The sequence below is a fragment of the Parapedobacter sp. ISTM3 genome (genome assembly GCF_016533505.1).
In the GTDB taxonomy this organism is placed as follows: Bacteria; Bacteroidota; Bacteroidia; order Sphingobacteriales; family Sphingobacteriaceae; genus Parapedobacter; species Parapedobacter luteus.
Window position 1 is genome coordinate 1 of record NZ_JAENGN010000017.1, and the last position, 25,997, is coordinate 25,997.

17 protein-coding genes and 1 tRNA gene are annotated in these 25,997 nt (G+C 51.4%); 15 read left to right on the forward strand and 3 right to left on the reverse strand.

What is annotated here, in order from left to right:
* Nucleotides 1–24 precede the first annotated feature (24 nt).
* Nucleotides 25–987, reverse strand: a complete 963-nt coding sequence (locus JHJ32_RS18630) for a glycosyltransferase family 4 protein (RefSeq protein WP_200121996.1) — start codon at nt 985–987, stop codon at nt 25–27.
* Between the two features lie 599 nt (nt 988–1,586).
* Here JHJ32_RS18630 and glmS point away from each other — a divergent pair.
* The 9 genes from glmS (at nt 1,587) to JHJ32_RS18675 (ending at nt 18,694) form a co-directional block, all read left to right on the forward strand.
* The gene (glmS, locus tag JHJ32_RS18635) at nt 1,587–3,428 is read left to right on the forward strand and encodes a glutamine--fructose-6-phosphate transaminase (isomerizing) (RefSeq protein WP_200121997.1); all 1,842 of its coding nucleotides are present in this window, start codon (nt 1,587–1,589) and stop codon (nt 3,426–3,428) included.
* A gap of 8 nt (nt 3,429–3,436) precedes the next feature.
* Nucleotides 3,437–5,617: a DUF4954 family protein gene (locus tag JHJ32_RS18640; protein ID WP_200121998.1), complete on the forward strand. Its 2,181-nt coding sequence runs from the start codon at nt 3,437–3,439 to the stop codon at nt 5,615–5,617.
* Nucleotides 5,618–5,953: 336 nt separating this feature from the next.
* The gene (locus tag JHJ32_RS18645) at nt 5,954–9,022 is read left to right on the forward strand and encodes a TonB-dependent receptor (protein WP_200121999.1); all 3,069 of its coding nucleotides are present in this window, start codon (nt 5,954–5,956) and stop codon (nt 9,020–9,022) included.
* A gap of 18 nt (nt 9,023–9,040) precedes the next feature.
* Nucleotides 9,041–10,873, forward strand: a complete 1,833-nt coding sequence (locus tag JHJ32_RS18650) for a RagB/SusD family nutrient uptake outer membrane protein (RefSeq protein ID WP_200122000.1) — start codon at nt 9,041–9,043, stop codon at nt 10,871–10,873.
* A 43-nt stretch (nt 10,874–10,916) separates the two neighbouring features.
* Nucleotides 10,917–11,345 carry a hypothetical protein gene (locus tag JHJ32_RS18655; RefSeq protein ID WP_079717474.1) on the forward strand — a complete coding sequence of 143 codons (429 nt, stop codon included), beginning with the start codon at nt 10,917–10,919 and terminating at the stop codon, nt 11,343–11,345.
* 19 nt (nt 11,346–11,364) lie between these two features.
* Complete coding sequence (locus JHJ32_RS18660) at nt 11,365–12,339, forward strand: DUF4466 family protein (protein ID WP_200122001.1); 975 nt, start codon at nt 11,365–11,367, stop codon at nt 12,337–12,339.
* Nucleotides 12,329–15,550: an alginate lyase family protein gene (locus tag JHJ32_RS18665; protein WP_200122002.1), complete on the forward strand. Its 3,222-nt coding sequence runs from the start codon at nt 12,329–12,331 to the stop codon at nt 15,548–15,550. The genes JHJ32_RS18660 and JHJ32_RS18665 overlap by 11 nt, the downstream gene beginning before the upstream one ends.
* A 19-nt stretch (nt 15,551–15,569) precedes the next feature.
* Nucleotides 15,570–16,784, forward strand: a complete 1,215-nt coding sequence (locus JHJ32_RS18670; protein WP_370584543.1) for a glycoside hydrolase family 88 protein — start codon at nt 15,570–15,572, stop codon at nt 16,782–16,784.
* 11 nt (nt 16,785–16,795) lie between these two features.
* Complete coding sequence (locus JHJ32_RS18675) at nt 16,796–18,694, forward strand: heparinase II/III family protein (RefSeq protein WP_200122003.1); 1,899 nt, start codon at nt 16,796–16,798, stop codon at nt 18,692–18,694.
* A gap of 79 nt (nt 18,695–18,773) precedes the next feature.
* Here JHJ32_RS18675 and JHJ32_RS18680 read toward each other — a convergent pair.
* Nucleotides 18,774–18,845 (reverse strand) — tRNA-Arg (locus tag JHJ32_RS18680).
* Nucleotides 18,846–19,081: 236 nt separating this feature from the next.
* On the opposite strand from JHJ32_RS18680, the gene JHJ32_RS18685 reads away from it, so the two are divergent.
* The 6 genes from JHJ32_RS18685 (at nt 19,082) to JHJ32_RS18710 (ending at nt 25,141) form a co-directional block, all read left to right on the forward strand.
* On the forward strand, nt 19,082–19,726 hold the full coding sequence (locus JHJ32_RS18685; protein WP_079717478.1) for a peroxiredoxin: 645 nt from the start codon (nt 19,082–19,084) through the stop codon (nt 19,724–19,726).
* 97 nt (nt 19,727–19,823) lie between these two features.
* Entirely contained in the window at nt 19,824–20,138 is a 315-nt protein-coding gene (locus JHJ32_RS18690) for a co-chaperone YbbN (protein WP_079717506.1), read from the forward strand.
* On the forward strand, nt 20,119–20,379 hold the full coding sequence (locus JHJ32_RS18695; protein WP_200122004.1) for a hypothetical protein: 261 nt from the start codon (nt 20,119–20,121) through the stop codon (nt 20,377–20,379). The genes JHJ32_RS18690 and JHJ32_RS18695 overlap by 20 nt, the downstream gene beginning before the upstream one ends.
* Nucleotides 20,380–20,672: 293 nt before the next feature.
* On the forward strand, nt 20,673–23,108 hold the full coding sequence (locus tag JHJ32_RS18700) for a PIG-L family deacetylase (RefSeq protein ID WP_200122005.1): 2,436 nt from the start codon (nt 20,673–20,675) through the stop codon (nt 23,106–23,108).
* 23 nt (nt 23,109–23,131) lie between these two features.
* On the forward strand, nt 23,132–23,332 hold the full coding sequence (locus tag JHJ32_RS18705; RefSeq protein WP_200122006.1) for a hypothetical protein: 201 nt from the start codon (nt 23,132–23,134) through the stop codon (nt 23,330–23,332).
* Nucleotides 23,333–23,437: 105 nt separating this feature from the next.
* The gene (locus JHJ32_RS18710; RefSeq protein WP_079717482.1) at nt 23,438–25,141 is read left to right on the forward strand and encodes a sodium:solute symporter; all 1,704 of its coding nucleotides are present in this window, start codon (nt 23,438–23,440) and stop codon (nt 25,139–25,141) included.
* Here the strand turns inward: JHJ32_RS18710 and JHJ32_RS18715 are convergent.
* The gene (locus tag JHJ32_RS18715; protein ID WP_200122007.1) at nt 25,099–25,983 is read right to left on the reverse strand and encodes an N-acetylmuramoyl-L-alanine amidase; all 885 of its coding nucleotides are present in this window, start codon (nt 25,981–25,983) and stop codon (nt 25,099–25,101) included. The two genes, JHJ32_RS18710 and JHJ32_RS18715, sit on opposite strands and share 43 nt — an antisense overlap.
* Nucleotides 25,984–25,997: the final 14 nt, after the last annotated feature.

Below are 25,997 nucleotides of genomic sequence, written 5' to 3' on the forward strand. Positions count from 1 at the left end.
GTTATGGGGGACAGCATCGAAATTTTATCCAGCTTTTAGCAACCCTCCCAGTATATACCGCCTTATCCCGATGTACGCCAATATAAGCAAGGCCAAAACACATACCCCGACTTTATATTGGACATCGAACGAATAGTCCGTCGCTATCATAATTAATACTCCCACCCCAACCTGCAACACGCCATAACAAGCCGCTATCACCAGTCGATTCCCTCCTCCCTCATTCGCCAAATATTGGTACAAGTGCGTCCGGTGCGCCTTAAAGATATTCTCCCGCTTGAATAACCGGTGGATAATGGTGAGTACACTATCCACCCCATACACCGCAAAAAACATGATGTAAATAAGATTCCCCGTTGCTAAAATCAGGCTTAGCGTCGCAAAAATCAAGACAAAACTCATGCTTACACTCCCAACATCGCCGGCAAAACACTTCGCGCGCTTCCGGAAGTTGAAAAAGGCAAACACCCCATTGGCAATGGCCGTGCAATACAACAAGCGGTCGTCGATAAAGCCCACATCCCGGTTGACCAGCCAGAGCAGCAATAAAACGGCAAAGCTGTAGCTTGCCGTAATGCCATTGATGCCATCCATAAAGTTATAGGCATTGATGGTACCGATAACCAACACCAACGCCAGTAAAATCAGATACCAGGAATAGTCGAAAAGCAGCACATCGGCAAACAGCAATAATACGGCAATCAAATGGATACTGATTCGCAGCCGGTTTGATAGTGTAAGCACATCGTCAAGGAAGCTGATAAGCGTAATCAGTGTGAGGCCTGCGAAAAAGAGCGGATGAGCCCCTCCGCTCCAGACAAACCACGCCAATACCCCTAAATAAAACACTACCCCGCCACCACGAATCGTCACTTGCGTATGGCTACTACGCTCGTTAGGCTTATCAATGATGTTGTAGCGATCAGCAATTCGAAAATACAACAATATGGACACAAACAACGAGGCGGCTATGCACGCGTAAATCATGCGGGCAAAGATAATTTTTTGCCCATACATTCACTAATCTACGCGCCGTTTTAGCAAGCAGTAAAGGCAAGCCAAAGTTTCTACGCTAACCGCGTTCAAGTTTTTGTGGTTTACGGCCAATATGAAGATGCGGTACTCCCTGTAAATCGGCGATAGGCCAACCCCGCTACAACAAAAGCCTTCCCTTACCTCCGCACTACCCATTTTATACCCTTTTACTACCTTCAGGGTAAGGAATGGGTAAGGAAAAGGTATAGAAACGGTATGGAAAGGGTAAGGAAACGGTATGGAAAGGGTAAGGAAACGGTATGGAAAGGGTAAGGAAACGGTATAGAAAGGGTATGGAAAGGGTAAGGAAAGGGTAAGCCAGGGGTAAGGAAGAGGTAAGCCAGGGGTAAGCCAGGGGTAAGCAAACGGTAAGCAAATGGTAAAGCTATACTAAGCATTCGGTAAAGCGTTGGCGGAACGGGCGGACACGGTAAGGTCAATCGAATGGTACACTTGCCGCTTTTATAGCGTAAAAAAAACCGTCCGCAATCGATTGATTAGTCGCAAAAATCCTATTTTTGCCGTCATACCAAACAACAAAGACATCATATATGTGCGGAATTGTAGGCTATACGGGCCAGAAACAGGCGTATCCCATCTTAATCGACGGACTGAAAAAATTGGAATACCGGGGCTATGACAGCGCCGGCGTGGCATTGCATAGCGGGGATGACGTCCTCGTGTATAAGAAGCAGGGCAAGGTAGCGGCACTGGAAACGTTTGCTGCCGCGCAACCGCTCACAGCGACAACAGGCATCGGCCATACGCGATGGGCCACGCATGGTGAACCTTCCGACCGCAATGCACATCCGCATTATTCTTCATCCAAGCATATCGCCCTCATCCATAATGGCATTATCGAAAACTATGGGCAGCTGAAAAATGAGCTGCTTAGTAAAGGGTATGCTTTCAACAGTGATACGGACTCAGAGGTACTGCTCAACTTTATCGAAGATATCAAGATCAACAACGTGTGTTCGCTGGAAGAAGCGGTACGTATCGCGCTCAAACGTGTCACCGGCGCATATGTCATCCTGCTGATCGACAAAGATCTTCCTGACACCATTATCGCTGCGCGGAAGGGCAGCCCGTTAGTCATTGGCGTGGGGAAAAACGAGCACTTCCTCGGCTCGGACGCCTCGCCCATGCTTGCCTATACCAAGGAGGTGGTGTACATCAACGACTACGAACTGGCTATCGTAAGGCCCGATGAGCTTATCCTGAAAAACCTGGGAAACGAACGCATCACGCCTTTCGTGCAAAAGCTGGACATGGAGCTGGCGGCTATTGAAAAGGGCAACTTCGACCATTTCATGCTTAAGGAAATACACGAACAGCCTCAGACCATCCAAGATTCGCTGCGGGGCAGGCTGAACGCCGAACAAGGGACCATCACATTGAGCGGCCTGGAAAAAATACAGGACAAGCTGCGTGAGGCCAACCGCATTGTCATCGTGGCCTGCGGCACAAGCTGGCACGCGGGGCTTATCGGCGAATATTTGATCGAGGAGCTTTGCCGGCTCAACGTGGAAGTCGAATACGCGTCGGAATACCGCTATCGCAATCCAATCGTGTCACCAAAAGATGTCATCCTTGCCATTTCCCAGAGCGGCGAAACAGCGGATACATTGGTAGCGCTGGAAAATGCCAAAAAGCAGGGTGCAACAATTTTCGGTATCGTCAATGTGGTGGGCTCATCCATCGCCCGGCTGGCCGATGCGGGGGCGTATACCCACGCGGGGCCGGAAATCGGCGTGGCAAGCACGAAGGCGTTCACTGCACAGCTTGCTGTACTGCAGCTCATCGCACTGAAACTTGCCGAGATACGGGGTACGATATCAAATGAATTGTTCCAGACGCTGCTCCGCGAACTGGATGACGTACCCGCCAAGGTGGAGTGGGTGTTGGAAAACCAAGTGGAAAACATCAAAGCCATCGCGCGCGGCTATAAGGATGCGGCAAACTTCCTTTACCTGGGCCGTGGATATAACTTCCCAATCGCCCTGGAGGGTGCGTTGAAACTGAAGGAAATCACGTATATCCATGCTGAGGGGTATCCGGCGGCGGAGATGAAACATGGACCCATCGCCCTGGTGGACGAAAGCCTACCCGTGGTGTTTGTAGCAACCAAGGATGTGTACCACGAGAAAATCGTGAGCAACATTCAGGAAATCAACGCCCGCAAGGGCAAGGTGGTGGCCGTGGTATCCGAGGGAGACGATGCGATAAATGACATGGCCGAAGCGGTGATGGTTGTACCTGCTTGTCACGAAATTGTGGCGCCGCTGGTGGCCGTCATCCCGTTGCAATTGTTGGCCTATTACATTGGCGTAGAGCGGGGGTTGGATGTGGATAAACCGCGCAACCTGGCCAAATCGGTCACTGTAGAATAACCAAACGCATGATCATTCACAAAAAACCTCTTCATACGCTGGGTTATGATTTTATCCCCGGCGAATACCTGCCGCAGGGCGCGGATGAATATTACCTCCGCAACCGGCAGCAACTGTCGGCATACAGCTACCGGCCTCTTTCCGAAACTGAAATTGACCGTCTTATGCGTAACGGCAACTATTCGCCCAACTGGGCTGATGTGTGGGTGACGGACAGTTTCCTGCCCGAGCAGATTGAGCACAGCAAATTCTATGGACGGGTGCGCATCGGCGATATGGAGGCTATCTATTTGGAGTACCGCGACCTGAAGCTGCCCACGGGCATTTACAACAGCGTAATCGTAAGCTGCGACATCGGGGGGCGGACTGCTGTACATAACGTGCGCTACCTCGCACACTTCGTTATTGGCGATGAGGTGGTGCTCTTCAACATCAATGAGATGGAGACGAGCAGCAACGCCAAATTCGGCAACGGCATCCTCCGGGATGGCGATGCCGAAAGCAGCCTCATCGAGTTGGAGCTGTGCAACGAAAACGGTGGCCGCGGGGTACTGCCTTTCGATGGCATGCAGGCTTCGGATGTGTACCTCTGGACACGCCACCGGCATGACCGTCAGTTGCAGGATAGGTTTAGTGCCATGACCTTCCAGCGGTTTGATACCTTCCGCGGTTATTACAGCGTCGTGGGCCACCGGACGGTCATCAAAAACTCCCACACCATCAAGGATGTGAAGATAGGCACGGACGCCTACATCAAGGGCGTAAATAAATTGAAGAACGTAACGGTCAATTCCATAACCGGAGCCTATACCCAAATCGGAGAGGGGTGCGAACTGGTCAATGGCATCATCGGACATGGCTGCCGCATCTTCTATGGTGTCAAGGCCGTGCGCTTTATACTGTCGTCGTTTTCGCAACTCAAGTACGGTGCCCGCCTCATCAATTCTTTCTTGGGCGACAACAGCACCATATCGTGCTGTGAGGTGCTCAACTCGCTCATCTTCCCGGCGCATGAGCAGCACCACAATAATTCGTTTCTCTGCGCGGCGCTGGTGATGGGGCAAAGCAACATGGCCGCGGGCGCTACCGTGGGCTCCAACCACAACTCCCGGGGCGCGGATGGTGAAATCATCGCCGCCAGGGGCTTCTGGCCCGGCCTGTGCGTGAGCCTCAAGCACAACTCGCGCTTCGCCTCGTACACGCTCATCGTCAAAGGCGATTTTCTCCACGAGCTGGACGTCCGCCTGCCGTTCGCGATGGTGAGCCACGACGTGGCCAACGACCGCCTCGTCATCCTGCCGGCTTATTGGTTCTTGTACAACATGTATGCGTTGATGCGCAACAATACGAAATTCCTCAACCGCGATAGGCGCACGCTTAAAAACCAGCATTTTGAATACGACGTGCTGGCGCCCGACACCATCAATGAGGCATTCGCGGCCCTCCGCGAAATCGAAACGGCGGTTGGAAAGGCGTTCTACCCAGATGTTCAAAATACCGATTGGGCAACGCTGGGCCGGAAAATCATCGATGACGCTACCATCAATCTGGCAGACCACGAAATTTTGCTGGAAGGCGTGGAAAACTCCAAACGCAAGGTGGTGCTCATTAAAGTGCGCGAAGGCTATGTTGCCTACCGCCGGATGGTTGAATATTATGCGGCAACCCAGCTCAAGCACTATTTCGATGGCCACACATTTGAACAATTCAAAGCGGAATACCTTGACCCCGCCGTACAATTCGGGCGGATGCCGTTCGAAAACATGGGGGGCCAGCTCGTGCGTAAGCCCGACATGGACGCGCTGCTCGACGATATCCGTACGGGAAAAATCGCGGATTGGGATAAGGTACACCAGCGCTATCACCTGTTGAGCAACAACTATCCCGCGCATAAACTTGAGCACGCCATCGCTTCATTGCTGGAGCTTAACGGCATGGAAAAAACGGAGCTAACCCGTGATTTTATTCGGCAGCTAATCGATGAAAGTGTAAAGACTAAGGAATGGATTTGCAGAGAGATTTATAAAACACGTGCGAAAGATTATAGTAACCCTTTCCGCCAGATGGTCTACGAAAACCTCGATGAAATGAAAGCCGTGGTAGGCAGCCTGGAAAACAATGCCTTTATCTTGCAGCAACAGGAAGAATATGAACGTTATCGCGCTTCTGCTGCAGGTATTCAAGTATAGAAGGAACTGCTATACTGCCCCAGACTATTGCAGGTTATTTGGATAACGTTTTCACAATTAAGCGTGATGCAGACGGCAAAAGTACTTTTCTCCGGCTAAAAAAGCATCCTAACCTCTTATATTATAAGCTAAAACAACTACAACGTTTTCGTAAATTTAATTGCGTAAACGATTGCATTAATGACTCGCTTATTTGTATAATTGCGTTCGACAATTATAGATTTAAATAAAACTTCTTTTCATTTAGAGCGGCACCCCCGTCAAGTACGGTGCATCCGCAGTGCGTGGTATTTGACAAATAACCAATTATAGTTTTTTTAACCAATTTTATGAATTATGGTAAACATAAGACAATTCCTGAGACTATTGTTATTATGCTTTCCCGTTGTTGTGCCCGTCCACTCGGCTCGAGCACAGGGTAACGTCACGGGGAAGGTGGTCGACGCTGAAGGTATACCCATCGAAGGGGCTACGGTGCTGGTCAAAGGGACGACCGTGTCGGCTGGAACAGATGCCGAGGGCCAATTTTCCATCGCCGCACAACCGGATGACTGGTTGGTCATCTCATCGGTCGGCTACAAGATTCAGGAGGTTCAGGCAATTGCCGGAACTCCAATAACGATCACCTTGGAGTCCGATGAGCAAATCCTCGACCAAGTGGTCGTGGTGGGATACGGTACGCAACGAAAAGCCAACGTAACGGGTTCTATCGCAACGCTGACGGTAGACGAAAAAATGACGAGCCGTTCGCTCTCCAATGTCTCCTCCGGACTTGCCGGTATGCTCCCAGGGCTTGCCGCTAACCAGTCGCGGGGAATGGCAGGCAATAACAACGCCAACTTGATGATCCGCGGATTAGGGACAGTAAACAACAGCAGCCCGTTGATCGTCGTGGATGGAATGCCCGATGTAGACATCAACCGACTGAACATGAACGACATCGAGAGCATATCCGTATTGAAGGATGCCACGTCTTCTTCTGTCTATGGATCGCGGGCAGCAAATGGTGTCATTCTCATCACAACCAAATCCGGAAGGGGTAAGGAAGCCAGCATCACGTTTAACAGTACAGTTGCAATGCAACGGCCTACAAAGTCATTTTCATTTATGGCCGACTACCCCCGTGCGCTGACGCTGCACCAGCTATCCCAGCGTGTCAATACCCTCGATGCAAACCTGTTGTTCAAGAATGGTACCATCGACCAGTGGATGGCCTTGGGAATGATAGACCCGCTACGCTATCCGAATACAGACTGGTGGGATATCATTCTCCGTGACGGTGCCATTCAAAACTACAACCTTTCCGCCACCGGGGGCAATGACCGATCAAGCTTCTTCTTCTCCGGCGGAATGATGGATGAGAAAGGTCTGCAAATTAACAATGACTATACCCGCTACAATGCCCGCTTAAACTACGATTATAAAATTCGGGACAACATCAACATCGGCGCCCGGATACAGGGCAACTGGAGTAAGTATACATACGCGCTCGACGAAGGCTTCACAGACGACAATGCATCAAACACCGCGGGTTTTGACCTGCAATATGCCATTGCAGGGATTACGCCCTATGACCCCGTTTCGGGCTACTATGGTGGCGTGATGGCTTATAACGAAGACCCGCAAGCCTACAATCCCTACACGGTATACCAAAACATGTTAAATAGAAACAACCGGCAGGAGACCAACGCCAACGTATTTCTTGAATGGGAGTTCTTCGAAGGCTTGAAGGCCAAGGTGGATGGCTCGCTTAACTATTACAATCAATTTTCATGGAGTGCCAATATGCCAAACACGGCCTACAACTTCCAGGGAAACCGGTTCGGCAGCCGTGTGTATGTAGGCAATAACGCGGGGGTCAGCAATGCAACGGCCACGGGCTACAAAACGTTGTTAAATGCACAGTTAAATTACAACAAAACCATCGCCCAAAACCATCGGATCGGCGCTTTGTTCGTATTCAGCGAAGAATTTTGGTATGATCGGGTACAATCGGGATCGCGAAACGACCGGCTCCACCCTTCGCTTCATGAAATCGATGCAGCATTGACGGATATCCAAACGGCTGGAGGTAATTCCAACAACGAAGGGCTACGCTCCTTCATCGGCCGCCTAAACTATCAAGCATTTGATAGGTACCTTTTTGAGTTTAACTTCCGATACGATGGTTCGTCCAAGTTTTTGGAGGGAAGCCGATTCGGTTTCTTCCCTTCAGCAGCCATCGGCTGGCGATTTACCGAAGAAGGGTTCCTTTCCGCGCTGAAGAATGGGGTACTCAATTCGGGAAAACTTCGGGCATCATATGGCGGTCTGGGAAATAACAGCGGCGTGGGCCGCTACGAACAACAACCTACGTTAGCATCCAGCCCCTATATCATCGGCAACCAGATATCGCGCGGCTTCGTCAACCGGAAAATGGTCAACCCGCTGTTGTCTTGGGAAAAGACCACTGTACTCAACTTGGGATTGGATCTGGGATGGTTCAATAACCGGCTGACGTCCGAGCTTGACTACTACGATCGCTTGACCACCGGGATGAACCGGCCATCGGAAATGTCCATCCACTTAACCGGTGCCTATGACGCCCCGAGACAAAACATCGGCGACCTGCGTAATCGGGGAGTGGAAGCAAACATCACCTGGGCAGAGACGCGCGGTGGCTTCAACTACTCAATCAACCTCAACGGTTCGTACAACACGACGGTGCTGGAGAAGTGGAATGAGTTTCTGGGACGCGGCACCACCTTCATCGGCATGCCCTACCATTTTGTCTACACCTTTGAGGACATCGGCATTGCCCAGACTTGGCAAGATATTTATTCGAACACGCCACAGGGTGCTTCTCCCGGCGATATACTCCGCCGCGACGTCAACGGTGATGGCCGCATTGATGCAAATGACCGCGTCGCTTATCCGCATTCGCAACTGGACATGCCGACGACCAACTTTGCGATGAATTCTGCAGTCGCCTGGAGAGGCATTGATTTAGCTATCCTGCTCCAGGGAGCAGCAGGGCGTAAGAATTATTGGATTAACAATTACAACAACGTCAACTTCGGTAACAGCCGCTATGCGTCCACCTGGGACCACTGGTACCTCCCCTGGTCCGTGGAAAATCGTAATGGCGAGTGGCCACGCCTAGCGGGCAATGCCAACCGGGAGGAAACAACGTTTTGGCTGGATGACATGAGTTATCTTCGACTTAAAAATATTCAAGTGGGCTACTCGTTGCCTAACAACTTACTATCGCGGCTCCGGATACGGAGTTTCCGCGTCTACCTCTCCGCCGAAAACCTGCTAACGTTTACGTCGTATCGTGGAGTCGATCCGGAGAGCACCGCTACGCGCAATGATATGTATCCGCTGACCAAGTCGTACACCGTTGGCTTGAACTTGAGTTTGTAACCTTTTTGATAACACATTATGAAAAGAAACTATAGGTCTTTATTGTTGATAGCGTTGGCACCCGTGGTGTTATTGACCAGCTGTGTGAAGGACTTGCTGGACCGCCAGCCCACGACCGAATTGGGCGAAAGCGCTTTTTGGCAAAATCTCGACGACGCAGAATATGCATTAATGGGATTGTACTCGTCTGTCAGACCCTTGTTCGACCGGGATTATTACCTCGATGGGCATGGCGAATATGTACGTGCCCGTGGTACCAGCGCCACAAGTGGCAACCTTCGCCTTGGCGACGCCTACCACGGCGCAAACTATAATCCCACAGGATACGCCGGCAGCTTTGACAAGATGTATCGCTACCTCTATGGAGGGGTCAACCGGGCGAATTACGTCATTGAAAATGCCGAAAAAATGGCTGCAAGCAATCCTAATCTTGCGGCCGACCTTGACGCCATCATCGGGGAAGCTAAGCTCTTGCGCGGCATGGTATATTTCCGACTCATCTCCATGTGGGGCGACGTACCGTATATCGGTAGAATCGTCAACGGAAATGCCGAGGTGGCGAATATTGAACGAATGCCCATAGCGCAGGTAAAAGACTCCATTCTGGCCGATTTTACCGACGCCTTTGAACGACTGCCCGATTCACCACCCGCAATGGGAAGGGCCGCAAAACCGGCAGCGTTGGCATTCCGTGGAAAACTAAACCTGTACTGGGCCTGTTGGAACAAAAACGGCTGGCCAGAGCTGGACACGTTTACACCACACGCATCCGAAGCTACTGAGGCATTCACCGCTGCGGCCGAGGATTTCCGGAGCGTTATCCAAGACTATGGCCTGATGCTGTTCCGCGGTGGCGAGCCTGGCGACATCGATACCCTTGGGCGGGCGGAAATCCTCCCCAATTATTATTACTTGTTTACTCCCGTAGCGAATGGCGATCCCGAGATCATCATGGGCTTTACCCACGGCGGTATCGGCACCAACCAAGGTGAAGAGCTCATGCGCGACGTGGCTGGTCGCTCGCACGAGGGTTCTCAATGCTGGGTATCGCCACGGTATGAAATCGCCGACCGTTACCAATCCATCATCACTGGTGATTTCGTGGATCCGCTAATCCCCATGAATCCCTCAAACCCCGATGCCCGCACAACTCCCGGATCGGCCGTGAACCCTCAGAGCTACGAAAATCGCGACTACCGAATGAAGGCATCCATCATGTGGGACTATGAGATGAGCGTGGGAATGGTCAACAGGCAATCTACAGGTTGGGTTCCCTTCATCTATCAAACATGGGCCCAGCCGATTACCATAGGCGGCGAAACCTACATTTCGTACAATACCGATGGGACAAATTCGGGCTATGTGTTTCGGAAATTCCTACGGAATGAGGCGGGCCTTGGCCGAAGCGAGGGAGACTATCACTTCCCCGTGATGCGCCTTGCTGATGTATACCTGATGTATGCCGAAGCAACCAACGAGTTGTCCGGACCGACAGCTGATGCTATCGACATGGTGAACAAGATTCGCCACCGCGGCAATTTGCCGCCCTTAAATGGCGAAAAAACGGCTTCTAAAGAAGCGTTCTTTGATGCAATCGAGCAGGAACGCATCGTCGAATTATTGGGCGAAGGACATCGCGGCTTCGACTTGCGCCGTTGGCGGGCAATCGAACGGGTCTGGGGAGAGCCCTACGGGCCGGGCGTTTGGCGCAGGGATACCCATGGCGCCAATCAACAACGTTACTACCAGAATACACCTGAACGGGAGTACGAACGGAACTATATTTTCCGCATTCCCGAAAGCGAACGCGACCGCAATCCGAACTTGACGCAGAACACGCCTTGGCTATAACAATTGAACTGTAGACAGAAACACATCAGTAGATTTGGAACATATGAAGACCCTATTAATAGAACGATTAAGAAAATATGCCAGTACCTTGTGCCTGGCGGTATTGTCGATAGCCGTCACAGTAAGCTGCTCGGACTATCCCATCGATGAAGACGGACTGCTCATTACGTCCCGGGCAGATTGCTACGTGAGCAACTTCGAGTTACTTGGCACGGACTACCAAACCGTGCGGACTCGGAATCCCGTTATTGACACCGTGGCGTGTACCATCGAGGTGGAGGTCTTTTTCGGAACAGACCTCAAGAATCTTTATCCACAATTTTCATTGGTCACCGACGCAAAATTGGAACCGAAAATCACCGGCTTCGTCGATTTCTCTGACCTGAACAATCCCAAAAGTTGGACCGTTGTTTCGGGCAACCGCAAAGTACGGAAAACCTATACGGTACACGTATCTGTTCAACAACCGTAGTGAACTTAAACTTTGAAACATGAACGCACTATTCAATAAGTTGACCCTTTTCATTGCTATCGCTACCCTGCTCACAGGCTGCGAAGATGAACCTTATCAGGTACCCGAAGCACCGGGAGGCTTACAGAACGACGTGATTAAACGATCTATCGGACCGAATATGGTAGGGGAATTCATCGAATTTGCCTATGCCATGGCCAATAAGGATGCACAACTGGCTGAAGCAACGGTCGAAGCATCCATATCGGGCGCGGAAGGAACATGGCTGGAACATCGCTCCTATCACACGGACGGCGGAGGCAACGACATTGGTATCCCAATAGGGTCGCCCGCTGTGACCACGGGCAATCAGACAACAGTCTCATTTTCCACAGACACGAACGCCGCTACATTAAGGTATTACTACCGAGTGCCCGAAGCCGCCCGTGGACAGACTGTCTCGTTTACCTTCCGGGTGACCGATAGATCCGGCCGCACAGTCTCCTATGACGCCGGACCGTATCAAGTATCCCGCATGGATATGGCACTTGACCTTGTGGTAAGCGACACCGAAAGCTACATCTCTATCGAGGACATGGCCATTTATTCTGCTGAAGAAGCGGCCGCGGTTCCAGACAAAATTGACCTGGTTTATCTTTACAGAACTATACCCAATATTGCCTTTGGACACGCCATTGTTTCGCCTGCTTCGGATGAGACGTACCGCCCGGACGTAGCCTTGCCAGCTGGAGTAAATAATAGTACTAAGGTACAAAAGGCATGGAATATTCGTGATCGTCAATTGGCACGTCTGCAATTCGGTGTCTTTGTTGACGATGTCGATTTTCAAACGCTTGATCTATCCAACGCGCCAAATTATGCCGTAAACCTCCGAGAAGAAGCTGGCTTGTGGGTAGAAACACAGGACGGACGGTACCGAGCTTACATTTTTTTGAATAAATTGGACAACAGTGTGGGCAATGCCACCATTAGCATCAAACGTTATGTGTTATAAATTGGTTCGCAACTTCCGCGGTATTGGGTGCCTCTTGCTGATATTGGTCTTTGCGACTGCCGGAAAAGGCCAGCCGGAAAAGGACTTCCTGACCATCCGTGAACGGTTAGTGGCCACGCTATTAGCCGCCCCAGTAACTTCCGTACAGGTGGAAGGCATCATCACCGAAATGACTGACGACGGCATATGGCCGTCCATCAACTATCGCGATACGAGCAAGACTGGCTTTGAACACCGCATCCACCTCGAAAACCTCTTGACAATGGCAAAAGCCTACCATCAGGGAGGCGGGAAATACAACCACGATGCTCGCGTGCTGGAAGCCTTTAAGAAAGCCTTTGGCCACTGGCTGCGAAAAGATTACCGCTGTGAAAACTGGTGGTGGAACGAGATTGGCACGCCCAGCGCAATGGCAAACATCCTTTTGCTCATGCGCAATGAACTGGATATCGATGAGCTTTCCGGAGGGCTAGCCATCGTTGGGCGGTCGAACTTTGACGGTTTCGGTGCCCGCCCGGGCGGCGACTTCGTCAAGATGGCGGCCATCAAGGCCATAGGTGAGTTGGTAGCGCAGGATACAGCAGAATTCGCAATGGCCATCAAGACGATGGCCGATCAAATCTATATTACCGAAGAGCGCGGTATAAAGCCGGATATGAGCTTCCACCATCGGGTAGACTGGGTACCATCTACCTTGTCTTACGGCCGCCAATATGCCAGCACGTTCGTCTATTGGGGCCACGTGCTTCGAGGCACACGCTTTGCCTTTGAGCCTCGTGCACTCGCACTGATAACGGACTTTTACCTTGACGGAATTCGTAAGGCTATGCCATTCGGCCGCTTTACCGACCCAGGCATCAAGAATCGCGACGTCTCCCGAAGGTCTTCACCTGGGGAATGGCGAGACGATGGAATCGCCTCATCGCTGGCTCAGATTGGAGACTACCGGAAAGCTGAATTGGTACAGCCCGACCTTCGTAGCAATAGGTATTTCTGGTATTCCCACTATCATTCCCACCAGCGACCAGCCTATTTTGCTTCGGTACGGATGTACTCCGACCGTGCCAACAACATGGAGTGGCCCCATAATGAAGAGGGGTTGAAAAACCACTTCTACGCAGACGGAAGCCAGTTCATCAGTCGTACCGGTCGCGAATACATCAATATTTATCCTTCGTGGGACTGGCGGAAGATCCCTGGTACGACGGTGGTTCAGGTTGATTCATTCCCCCGTTGGGAGGAATTGGTCAAAAAGGGAACGACTTCATTCGTCGGCGGTGTATCCGATGGGGAATATGGCGCTACTGCTTTCGACTTCCACAGTCCGTTTTCAGGGGTCAGCGCTCGTAAATCGTGGTTTTTCTTCGATGACGAAATCGTCTGCCTAGGCGCGGGCATTACAGCGGACGCGCCTCAACCCGTGGTAACTACATTGAACCAATCGCTGTCATACGGCCCAACGTGGGTCAATGGCAGCCGTAAAACAGAAGAACTGGAGCTCGAGCTACAAGGCCCCCTTTGGGTCAATCACGATAGTATCGGATATATCCTCTTAGATACCGGGGAAGTGTGGTTGCGGCAGGGTAAATCTACCGGCACGTGGCGAAGCATCAGCCACCAAGATGCGGCGACCGATGAGCCTGTCACTCAACAGATCTTCACATTGACCGTAGATCATGGTGCTCGCCCGCGAGACGCTGCATATGCATACGTGGTACTGCCGGCGGTCGGCGAACATGAAACCGCCACCTATGCCCAGCAACGACCAGTGGAGGTGGTGAGCAATACGACAGCCGTACAGGCGGTATCCCACACGGGGCTTGGTGTTCATCACGCGGTGTTTTACGAACCCGGAGCGATTGACTTTCCAGGTGGGCTGCGGCTTGCTTCGGCGGAACCTGCATTGTTTACGTTAAAAGTGTCAGCCGAAGGAATCGAACGGATCTCGGTGGCAGATCCTACCCGCAAACTGGAGAAGCTATCCTTCCGCCTACAATTGCCGGACGGGAGGGATACCGCCTTAACAGTGGCGTTGCCCCGGAATCAATTCGCCGGAAAATCGCTACTAATAGGTCCATTGAAAGCGGGCTACACGCCTTTCCTGTTACGAGAAGACGTACTGGCGGCGCATCAGCAGCGTATCACCGAAGGCGATGCACTGTTGACGGCCGACTTGGATACCGTGTTGCGTCTAGCTGACCTCGCCTTAGCGCGCAAACCCTATTCGGTGACCGAAAAGTCCAAAGTGCCGCCCAGCGGCGACAAGCATGATTACATGAGTGTCGGCCCATACTGGTGGCCGGACACGACTAAGCCTGACGGGTTGCCCTATATCCGTAAGGATGGACAAACCAACCCAGAACGGTTCGCTATCAAGGACGCGCAATATGTCAAGGAATTGTGTGCTGATGTTCAACTGCTTGCCGCGAGTTATTATTTCACGCAACATGAAAAATATGCTCAGCATGCAGCCAAACTACTGGAAACATGGTTTCTCGATGAGCAGACAAAGATGAACCCGAACCTGAACTTCGGCCAGTCAATACCGGGTGTCACCGATGGAAGAGGCATCGGGTTGATTGACACGTGGCACTTTGCTAAATTACTGGATGCCACGCAATTGTTGACGGTCTCCCCGCATTGGGGATTTGAAAAACACGCCCAGTTACAGACATGGGTAAAGGAATTTCTGCATTGGATGCTCGAAAGTGAGATTGGTAAAGATGAAGCCGATGAGCACAACAACCATGGCACGTATTACGATGTGCAGATCGCCAGCTATGCACTATTTGTCGGTGATACGGCGTTAGCCAAACAGACGCTTGAGCGAGCGACAAAGGCTCGCTTGGAAAGCCAGCTGGAAGCTGATGGAAGGCAACCACATGAGCTGGCGCGCACCCGTTCCTGGAGTTATTCGTTGATGAACCTCACCGGCTTCTTTATGCTGGCCCGGCTAGGTGAAAACGTAGGTGTCGACTTATGGGATTACCGAACACAGCAAGGAAAGACCATTGGCAAGGCGTTCGACTACCTGCTTCCATACGGGTTGCGCCGCCAGGAATGGCCTTACCCACAATTGGGGGGAATGGATTTTAACGGCTTTGACAAATTGATGGCAACAGAAGGGCTTCGCTACATGGATAGACAGACTGATCAGCGCATTGGGGACGGCGTACCCAGCTTCAATCGGCTAACTGGAAGCTTCCTTTAGATATAAAATGAATAACGACATGAAAAACCGAACGACAACAAGAAAAGTGTGGGGACTGGGAGTAGCCCTCATGATAATGGGAACCGTAAATGCTCAGCAAACTGGCAAATTGACATTAACAAAAACATTTATAGACAAAAATCTGCGCGAGGCTATAGCGCAATATCACACGCTGATAAAGCGGGTACCGGGTGACGTACTGCCCCGCACGTACATAAAGGCCAACGACTCCTTGGTCACCGCAAAGAGCAATACGTGGATAGCTGGATTTTACCCGGGTACGCTACTGTACCTTTATGAATATAGCAAAGCGGATGGTTTACTCGCGGAGGCTGAAAAACGACTCCGCCTTTTGGAGAAAGAAAAGGACAACAAAGGCACCCACGACCTTGGCTTTATGCTGTATTGCAGCTTCGGTAATGCACTGCGGCTTACAGGTAACACACACTACCGGGATGTCCTGCTTACCGGCGCGGAATCGCTGGCTTCACGCTTCAACGCCACGGTGGGCTGCATACGCTCATGGGATCACAATGGCGACAAATGGAAATTTCCGGTTATTATCGACAACATGATGAACCTGGAATTCCTTAATTGGGCGTCGCGCGTATCAGGAAACCCCAAATACGCCGAGATTTCAACAATTCATGCCAATACAACACTAAAGCACCATTTCCGCGCGGATAACAGCTCATATCATGTCATTGACTACGACCCTGAAACCGGTGTTGTACGCAACAAGCATACACACCAAGGAGCGGATCATGAGTCCGCATGGGCACGCGGACAGGCCTGGGGACTATATGGCTACACGATGATGTATCGCGATACACAAAACGAGAATTATCTGGGCCAAGCGCGGAAAATTGCTGCGTTCATTCTCGATAACCCATCGCTTCCGGAAGATGGCATCCCGTATTGGGATTACAGCGTATCAGGCGCCGACGTACCTCGGGATGCCTCTGCCGCAGCCATTACCGCATCGGCGCTGCTTGAGCTGTCTGAATTGACCACGGGTACCGAAAGCCTGCGTTACCTCCGGGATGCCGAACGTATCTTAACCAGCCTTTCCTCGCCGGCCTACAAAGCGTCCATTGGCTCGAACGGGGGCTTTATCCTCGAACACTCCACGGGGCATTTCCCGGCAAATAGTGAAATCGATGTGCCGTTGTCCTATGCGGATTATTATTACGTTGAAGCGCTCATGCGATATCAACATCTGTTGAACCAGTAAATCGATACAGTATGGATACGAAGGCAAAATTGTTTTTCCTTATCGGCCTATTGCTGTCGTTGGGATTCGCAGCACCAACGCAGGCATTGGCCACCGGACCGGCGGCCGACAGTGTGCCTAAACTGCAAAACCCCATTACGGTAGCGTATCTGAATAAACAACTGCGGAAGTCAAAGCCGCGCTTGGTGCTCAACAGCGATATCGAAAAGCACCTGAAGCAAAAACTGAAAACGGACTCCGTAATACGGAATATCTATGCAGCCATCCAACGGGATGCAATGGCTATCCGCCAGGAACCGCTACTGGAACGCCGGCAAATTGGCCGCAGGCTGCTCGCAGTGTCACGGGAGATGCTCCGCCGGATGAATATGCTGGGCATCGTCTACCGGATTGAAAAAGATCCCGCTGTATTGCAGCGCATAAACGACGAGGTGCTAGCCGTCTGCCGGTTTTCGGACTGGAATCCTTCGCACTACCTGGATGTCGGCGAAATGGCCCTGGCAGTCGCCCTCGCGTTGGACTGGACGGCGGGCGCTCTCCCCAAGTCCACAATCGGGGAAGCAGAGAATGCCCTTATCGAAAAAGGTATATTGCCCAGCTGGCCGGCAGATGGCAGCCAGCCTTGGTGGGCCTATGGCAACAATAACTGGAACCAAGTGTGCAATGGCGGCATGATTGCCGCATCCATTACCATTGCTGAGCGCGACCCGGCACTGGCGGCAAAAACCCTTCACCGGGCGCTCGATGGGCTGCCAAACGCGTTACATGCGTACATGCCCCATGGTGTTTATCCCGAAGGCTCCACCTATTGGGATTATGGCACGGGCTTTTCGGTCATCGCAATTGCCATGCTGGAAAGCGCTTTTGGTACGGACTTCGGCTATGGCAACTATCCGGGATTTCTTCAAAGCGCCACCTTCCGCGTACTCACCAATGCGCCCTCGGGCATGTATTACAATTTCGCGGATTGTGGCGACAAACGCAATTCTAATGGTGACATGGTGTTGGCTTGGTGTGCCCAGCGGACAGGTAATGCTGCTTATTTCGAGAAGGAACGCTTCCTGATACCTGCAGCGCAAATGGGACGTTTGTCGCGATTGGATGGAGCCGGCCTGGTATGGGCGGCGCAATTTGAGGAAAAAGCGGAAGCACAAGTCCCGACAGCCTGGAAGGGAGACGGCCCTAACCCGGTGGTATTCTTCACCGGTGAGAAAAATGATGCCCGGGGCTATTACTTCGGCGGTAAAGGGGGCTACGGCAAGGTCAACCACGGCAACATGGATGGGGGTTCGTTCATATTCGAATTGGATGGGGTACGTTGGGCGATAGACCCCGGCAACCAGGGCTATGAGGAACTCGAAAAAACAGGTTTTGACCTTTGGGGAAGTTGTCAGGACTGTGCACGTTGGACACTGCTCACCAAAAATAATTTTGGACACAGTACCCTGAGTGTCAATGGCCAGTTACATCGTGTAGACGGAATGGCTACCATCACCGACTTCAAGGATGGCCCCATGCCCGAGGCCACTGTAGATCTCACCGCAGCGTTCGGTGATTTACTGACCTCGGCTCACCGGCGTTTCATCAAAGATAGTCCGACCTCACTGACCATTGAGGATAAAATCGTACCTTCCGAAAAAACCACAGAGATAACCTGGCAACTCATGACGACTGCAGATATCATCCTCCAACCGGACGGAATGCTGCTCCGGCAGGCGGGTAAGGAGTTGCGTATCCAAAACCTTTCTCACCCACATCTCCGATTTTCCGTCGTCTCGCTGGATCCCGCTCCGCTCGAGCTTGACCGTCATATTCCAGGGCTGAAGCGCATCGAGCTGCGTATCCCAGGCTGGACAATAGCCACAGACTCAGAGACGATTAAAATTCGACTCTTCGGAGCCGAACAGTAATGTCATGACACCTTGCCTATACAACAAAGGGTTGCCCCGCAAAGAGCAACCCTTTATGTGTTGAAAGCAATCCTTTCTGTAGCCTCGACAGGAATCGAACCTGTATCAAAAGTTTAGGAAACTTCTATTCTATCCATTGAACTACGAGGCCTAAACGCTCGGCAAAAATACAATTTTCAGCGAATAATTGAAAATGATTTCCGCCCTCCCGATGAGGCACGGAAAAGTGACGGATGTCATTTTGCCGTGCAATTTCGCCGATAGTATGTAATGGAAATTTCAAAATTGAGCTGACATAAACTTTTTATATAGGCCATTGATAAAAACGATACCGCTTCACGCAGATAAAGCGTACTTTTGCATCGTCAAAAAATAAACAAATTAACTATGAGTCTTACAGGAAAAAAATTCCCCAGTATTACAGTTGACGCGATTGATTACCTCGGCGATAACTTGTCCATCAATGTTTTCGAAGAGGCAACTAAAAAAGGAAAGAAAGTATTGTTGTTCTGGTATCCAAAGGACTTTACGTTTGTGTGCCCTACTGAATTGCATGCATTTCAGGAAGCGTTGCCCGAATTTGAAAAACGCAACACCATCGTTATTGGCGCATCATGCGATACCAACGAGGTACACTTTGCTTGGTTAAACACTGCAAAGGACAATGGCGGTATCGAGGGCGTAACGTACCCCATCCTTGCTGATACCAACCGTAACCTTTCTCGCGTATTGGGCATCTTGGAAGGTGAAGAAAAGGAAAGTGACGAATTTGGATACATTTTCGAAGGTTCGAATGTAACATTCCGCGCCACTTACCTCATCGACGAAGATGGCAAAGTCTTCCATGAAAGTGTAAACGACATGCCCTTGGGACGTAACGTAAAGGAATACCTCCGCCTGATCGATGCTTATGCACACGTTCAGAAATTCGGCGAGGTATGCCCCGCCAACTGGGAAGAAGGCAAAGAAGCCATGCACGCCACCCGCGACGGCGTAGCCAGCTACCTTGCCAGTCAAGTTTCATTGAGCTAACACAGGCTCATTATGGCGAATGCCCGAAAACGTCATCCGGCTTTTCGGGCATCCTTATCCCTTCCAGTAAGGATCTACACAAAAAAACAAGATTAGTATGTTACAGGAATTAGAAAACGATAACCTCGCCGATATCGTAAAAAATAACGACGTGGTATTAGTGCAATATTCAGCCACCTGGTGCGGCAATTGCAAAATTATGAAACCGAAGTTTAAAAAATTGGCCTCGGAAAACGAGCAAATCCCTTTTGTCATCGCCGACGCGGAACGTTTTCCGCAATCCAGGCAGCTGGCCAATGTCAGCAACCTGCCTACCTTTGCGGCATTTAAGGGTGGCCAGTTGGTAAATCAGGTACAGACCAATAAATTTGACCCATTAATTGAATTGCTGAATGAAGTTACCCATAATTAAACACCTGGTCGAATTCATTGAGCAAAACGACCAGGACTACGTGCTCGAAGCCATTGAGACGCTCGAATCGCTGACTGACGTGCTCTCGCTGAAAGACGAGGAACTTGATGTCATCGGTGAGTTGATTTCAAACATGTACGGTGCGATTGAAGTGGATAAGCTCGTAAAGGGTGGAATGGAACGTAAGGAAGCGCTAAATACCTTCATGAAACGCGTGCTGGACGCTATTGATAAGGCGTAAGTCCGCCCGTTGGCTTTCCACAAAACGATGTTCATAACGAGTCTTTTGTGGAAAACTTGTTGCAGAAAGCTGGTCTTATGTCAGGTATATCTCGTATCTTTACCGTTGTTAAAGGTTAACTTCTTAAAGCCGTTTCTATCTGTTGGCAGAAATAATCCACACGCTTATGCATAAGCATTGAATGCTGCGGTTTTAAGATTTAAATGATTTTTTAATTGTTAATTTGCAGGAGCCGTCCCGATGTTGTCGGGACGGCTTTTGTTTGTTCATCCCAAAGCCCTATCTTTAGTGCCATGAACGTAAGAATCATTGTCAATCTCCTAATTTTTCTGACCACGACCTTACCATCCGTTGGCCAAACCATGCAGCCGCAGCATGCCGGCGAAATCAAGCAGGCCATCAACAAGCTAAATACCCTCGGATCGGTGCTTTACTTTGCTGCGCATCCTGATGATGAAAATACCCGGCTGATTGCTTGGCTGGCCAAAGAGAAGCGTTACCGGACGGGCTACCTTTCGCTCACCCGGGGCGATGGCGGACAAAACCTTATCGGTACTGAACAGGCCGAGGAACTCGGGCTTATCCGCACCAATGAATTGCTTGCTGCGCGGCGCGTAGACGGCGGCGAACAGTTCTTTTCGAAAGCGATCGACTTCGGGTTTTCGAAAACATGGGATGAAACGTTCCGCATTTGGGGGCGGGACCAAATCCTGGCTGACGCTGTTTGGGTCATCCGCAAATTCCGGCCTGACGTTATTATCACACGCTTCCCGCCGGACGAACGGGCCGGCCATGGGCACCATCAGGCGTCTGCTTTACTGGCAATCGAGGCTTTCAGTGCGGCTGCGGATCCAAAGCGCTTTCCGGAACAGCTCGCCGAGGTGTCGGTATGGCAAGCCAAACGATTGCTTTGGAATACGTCAAGCTTTTTCCAGGGATCGCCTCCGTCTTCAAGCCATTTCCTGACCAATATCGGCGAATATAACCCGTATATTGGCCAGTCCTATGGGGAGATTGCAGCAGAAAGCCGCTCAAACCATAAGAGCCAGGGTTTCGGATCGGCCCGCCAGCGAGGCAATAGCGTGGAACGTTTTGAAGTGTTGCGGGGCGACGCGCCGGAAAAAGACTTGTTCGACGGGATTGAAACAACATGGAAGCGGGTTCCAGGTAGTGACAACATCCCGCCGCTGATTGCAACGATCAACCAGGGATTTGATATGGAACACCCTGAAAAATCCATCAATGACCTCTTGGCCCTGCTCAAGGAGGTGGAAAAGCTAACCGATGGGTATTGGAAAACACAAAAGGCAGCTGAAATCAAAGACCTCATTCTCGCTTGCGGCGGCATATGGTTTGAAAGTTATGCCCCTGCAGCCATGTTTGCGGTGGATGAGCAAATTCCTGTCCGCACAGCTTTCATTGTACGTCGGCCCGGCATTGAGGTGTCGGTAGGCCCGACCACACTTTCGTTTAATGAGTTGCATGAGGAGTCTTCCGTTTTTGACGCCTCCGCCATCACGCAGCCTTACTGGCTGCGCCAGCCGCATGGGCTGGGCCGCTTTGTGGTGGACCGCCAAGAGGACGTAGGGCGCCCCGGAAACAGTGACAATCCCACGACAACTGTCGCGCTGCGGATTAACGGGCAGGAACTGACGTTCGAGCGCCCAATCGTTTACAAATACACGCATCCCGTGCGTGGCGAGGTATATGAGCCACTTGCTATTGCACCGAAGATTACGGCCAACCTCGGCCAAAAAGCGCTGGTATTCAATGGATCAGAACCTAAAACGCTTGAAGTGGTATTTACCGCGCACACCCAAGAAGAGGTGTCCGCAACCGCAGCACTACACCTCCCCGGGGGTTGGCGTGCCGAACCGGAACGATTTCCTTTGGCGTTTTCGGCCAAGGCTGAAGAAACTGTCGCTAAATTCACCATCTATCCCGCGCCGCAAACATCGCTCACGGATTCCCTACGTGTTGTCCTGCAATACGGGGATACCACGGCACAGGCTAACGCCATTCGGACCATCGCATACGAACACATTCCCCGCATTACGTGGTTTCCCCCCGCGGCTGCGCGCCTCAGCAAAGTGGAGACCGGCGTGTCGGCTACCCGCATTGGTTACTTGCCCGGAGCTGGCGATCTGATTCCGCAAGCGCTGCGTGAAATCGGGCTGCAGGTAGACGTGCTCTCCGAACAGGACGTTCTTTCGGGAAAGCTTGGCCAGTATGATGCCGTCATCACGGGCGTACGGCTCTACAACGTCAATGAACGTATCCGGCACTTGCAACCCCGTCTATTGGAATACGTAAAAAACGGAGGCACCTTGGTGGTACAGTACAACGTGAGCAACGGGCTGCAACCCGTGGAATTGGGACCTTACCCGTTGCAGCTTTCCCGCAACCGGGTAACAGATGAGACAGCGCCCGTAACCATCCTAAGCCCTGATAGCCGGATATTGAACTACCCGAACAAGATTACGGCCGCCGATTTTGACGGGTGGATACAGGAGCGCGGATTGTATTTTGCCGGCGTTGCAGACAAACATTATGAGCAGCCGCTTCGGATGGCCGACCCTGGTGAAACGCCCAGCGATGGTTCGCTGCTCGTAGCGCCTTACGGCAAAGGTAACTTTGTTTATACATCCCTGGCTTTTTTCAGGCAATTGCCTGCCGGCGTGCCGGGCGCATATAGATTATTTGTAAATTTGCTTGCAAAACCCAATTGATCAAACAGCTATATTAATTGAACATGGAAAAACATATTGAAGAGCCCACGAAGGACACAAAGGTTAACAACTACTTCTACCTGCTTGGCGCACTGTTTGGCGGCTTGACTGGCGGCTTCATACAGGAAAGCGTTCTTGCCGCCCTTATTGGTGCGGTAGTAGGGCTAGCATTTGCCGGCTTCTTCGTTGGCAACCTGCTCAAAGGCCGCGAGCATGACCGATAAGGGACTGCCTCCCTTTGTGCGCAACTGGAAGCGGTTTTACTGGATCGTAGCCGCTTGGTTGCTGGTATTAATCCTACTGTTTTACTTGTTCACCGTTTATTTCGAATGAGTACGACGGACTGGGCGGTATTGTTTTGCACGCTGTTACTGATTGTCGTTTACGGCGTATACAAAAGCAGGGGTATCCGGAATATCGATGGGTATTTGCTGGGCAACAAATCTTTGCCCTGGTACCACGTAGCACTATCCGTGATGGCCACGCAGGCCAGCGCCATCACCTTTCTTTCCGCACCCGGACTGGCGTATTCGTCGGGCATGAGTTTCGTGCAATTTTACTTTGGCTTACCATTAGCCATGATCGTGCTCAGCATCTCCTTCGTGCCTATTTTTCACCGCCTGCGGGTCTTTACGGCCTATGAGTTTCTGGAAAAACGATTCGATGTCCGCACACGTGCATTCACAGCGCTGCTGTTTTTGATACAACGAGGGCTCTCCACGGGCATCACCATCTATGCACCCGCGATTATTTTATCCAGCATCCTCCAAATCAACGTGGTCTATACCACCTTGTTTATCGGCACCTTGGTCGTACTCTATACGGTATATGGCGGCACGAAGGCGGTATCATATACCCAGATGCTGCAAATGACCATCATTTTCGGCGGGCTGCTGACGGCCGGCGTATTGGTTGTATACATGCTGCCAGGCGATATCGGCTTGGGAAAAGCGTTGCATATTGCAGGCAAATCGGGCAAGGCGAATGCCATTGATCTGACATTCGACTGGAACAACCAATACACCTTATGGAGCGGCCTTATCGGTGGCTTTTTCCTGCAACTTTCTTACTTCGGCACCGACCAAAGCCAAGTAGGGCGGTACCTCACGGGCTCCTCCATCCGCGATAGCCGCATCGGCTTACTGATGAACGGCTTGCTCAAGGTGCCCATGCAGTTTGCCATACTGCTCATTGGGATATTGGTGTTTGCTTACTATCAATATAACAGCCCCCCCATCTTTTTCAATAAGTATGAGCTCAATAAAATCGAAAACAGCGGATACGCTGCCCAGGTAGACGAACTGAAGGCCGAGCACGAATTGATCTTCCGCGAAAAGCAGCAGCAGATACACCGGCTTACCGAAGCGCTTGACCAGGGTGATGAAGCGGTCATCGCCGATGTACGTGAACAGCTACGCCATGCCGACGCACAGGCGAAGGAGGTGCGGCAGGATTTGATAGCGTTGATGCAGGAAAACGACAGCTTGGCCGACACGAATGACAACAACTACATCTTCCTGTCTTTCGTCACCGAAAATTTCCCCAAAGGGCTCATCGGCTTGTTGGTAGCCATCGTTTTTATGGCGTCCATGGGCGCTACAGCCAGTGCCATCAACTCGTTGGCTTCCACAACGGTCATCGACATTTATAAGCGCTTTGTCAGTAAGACAGCCAGCGAGCGCGGATACCTTTCCGCATCGCGGGCGTTTACCTTGGCGTGGGGTATATTCTGCGTCATCATCGCCCTATATGCGAGCAAATTGGGTAACCTGCTGGAGGCGGTGAACATCCTGGGTTCGCTGTTCTATGGCACCATACTCGGCATCTTCGTCGTGGCTTTCTATGTCAAGCGAGCGGGTGGCAGAGCTGTGTTATGGGCAGCCATCCTCACCGAAGCGATCGTCATTGCCCTGTGGTGGTCCGATGCCATGGCCTTCCTCTGGCTTAATTTGGTAGGTTGCGCCGGCGTCGTGCTGTTCGCGCTGCTTTTTCAGAGTTTCCGGTACAGACTGTACAATACACGGAGGTCGTAGTCCGTCAGCTTGGGACTGACATCGGTTTGGACGTAATGTAGCTTGAATGCGCCGATGGCGGCATCCAGATTGGATGTGTCGTAGCCGATGATGCGTAGGGCATCCACGGGATTGAAATGTTCCGGTGGCTCCACCAGCTCGTTATCCGGCCAAAGGCCAAATCCGCGTTCAGCCAACCGTTTCCAGGGAAAGAAAGCACTGGGGTCGACCTTCCGGGCAGGCGCAATGTCGGAATGCCCGATAAAATTAGCGGTAGGGATGTTATACTTCCGTTTGAGCGTATCCAACACATTCAGCAAGCTGTATAGTTGAGCCTCGGGAAATGGCTCATTTCCGTTATTATCCAATTCGATACCCAATGATACCGAATTGAGATCCGTCACGCTGCCCCACTTGCCGGCCCCTGCATGCCACCCGCGCACATAATCGTTGAGCAGCTGGTACACCTCACCGTCACGGCCAATCACATAGTGGGCGCTCACTTCCGAGTGGGGCACCGTAAAAGTGCGCAGCGTCTGCGCCAGGCTGTCTTGCGCGGTATGGTGGATAATAACGTAGTTGGGTTTACGCAGGTTGAAATGAATGGCACCAACCCAATGGGCGTCACGCTTTGCCTGCTGATCTTCTAAGACCGTGGTGTTGCCAGCGGTGTCATACGAGACCACCAGGCGGGGTGTGGCGTAAGGCAATGGCTGCCGCAGCTGCTCGGTAAGCGCCTTCAATTGCTGTTTATGCAGTTTGTTGGTTTTCGCATAGCGATCAGTGCTGCACGCCGAAAGAACAAGCCCTGCAAACACAATATAAATGACGGTACGTACGGGAGGAATGCTTGCTTTTGCCATACACACGAAGAGCC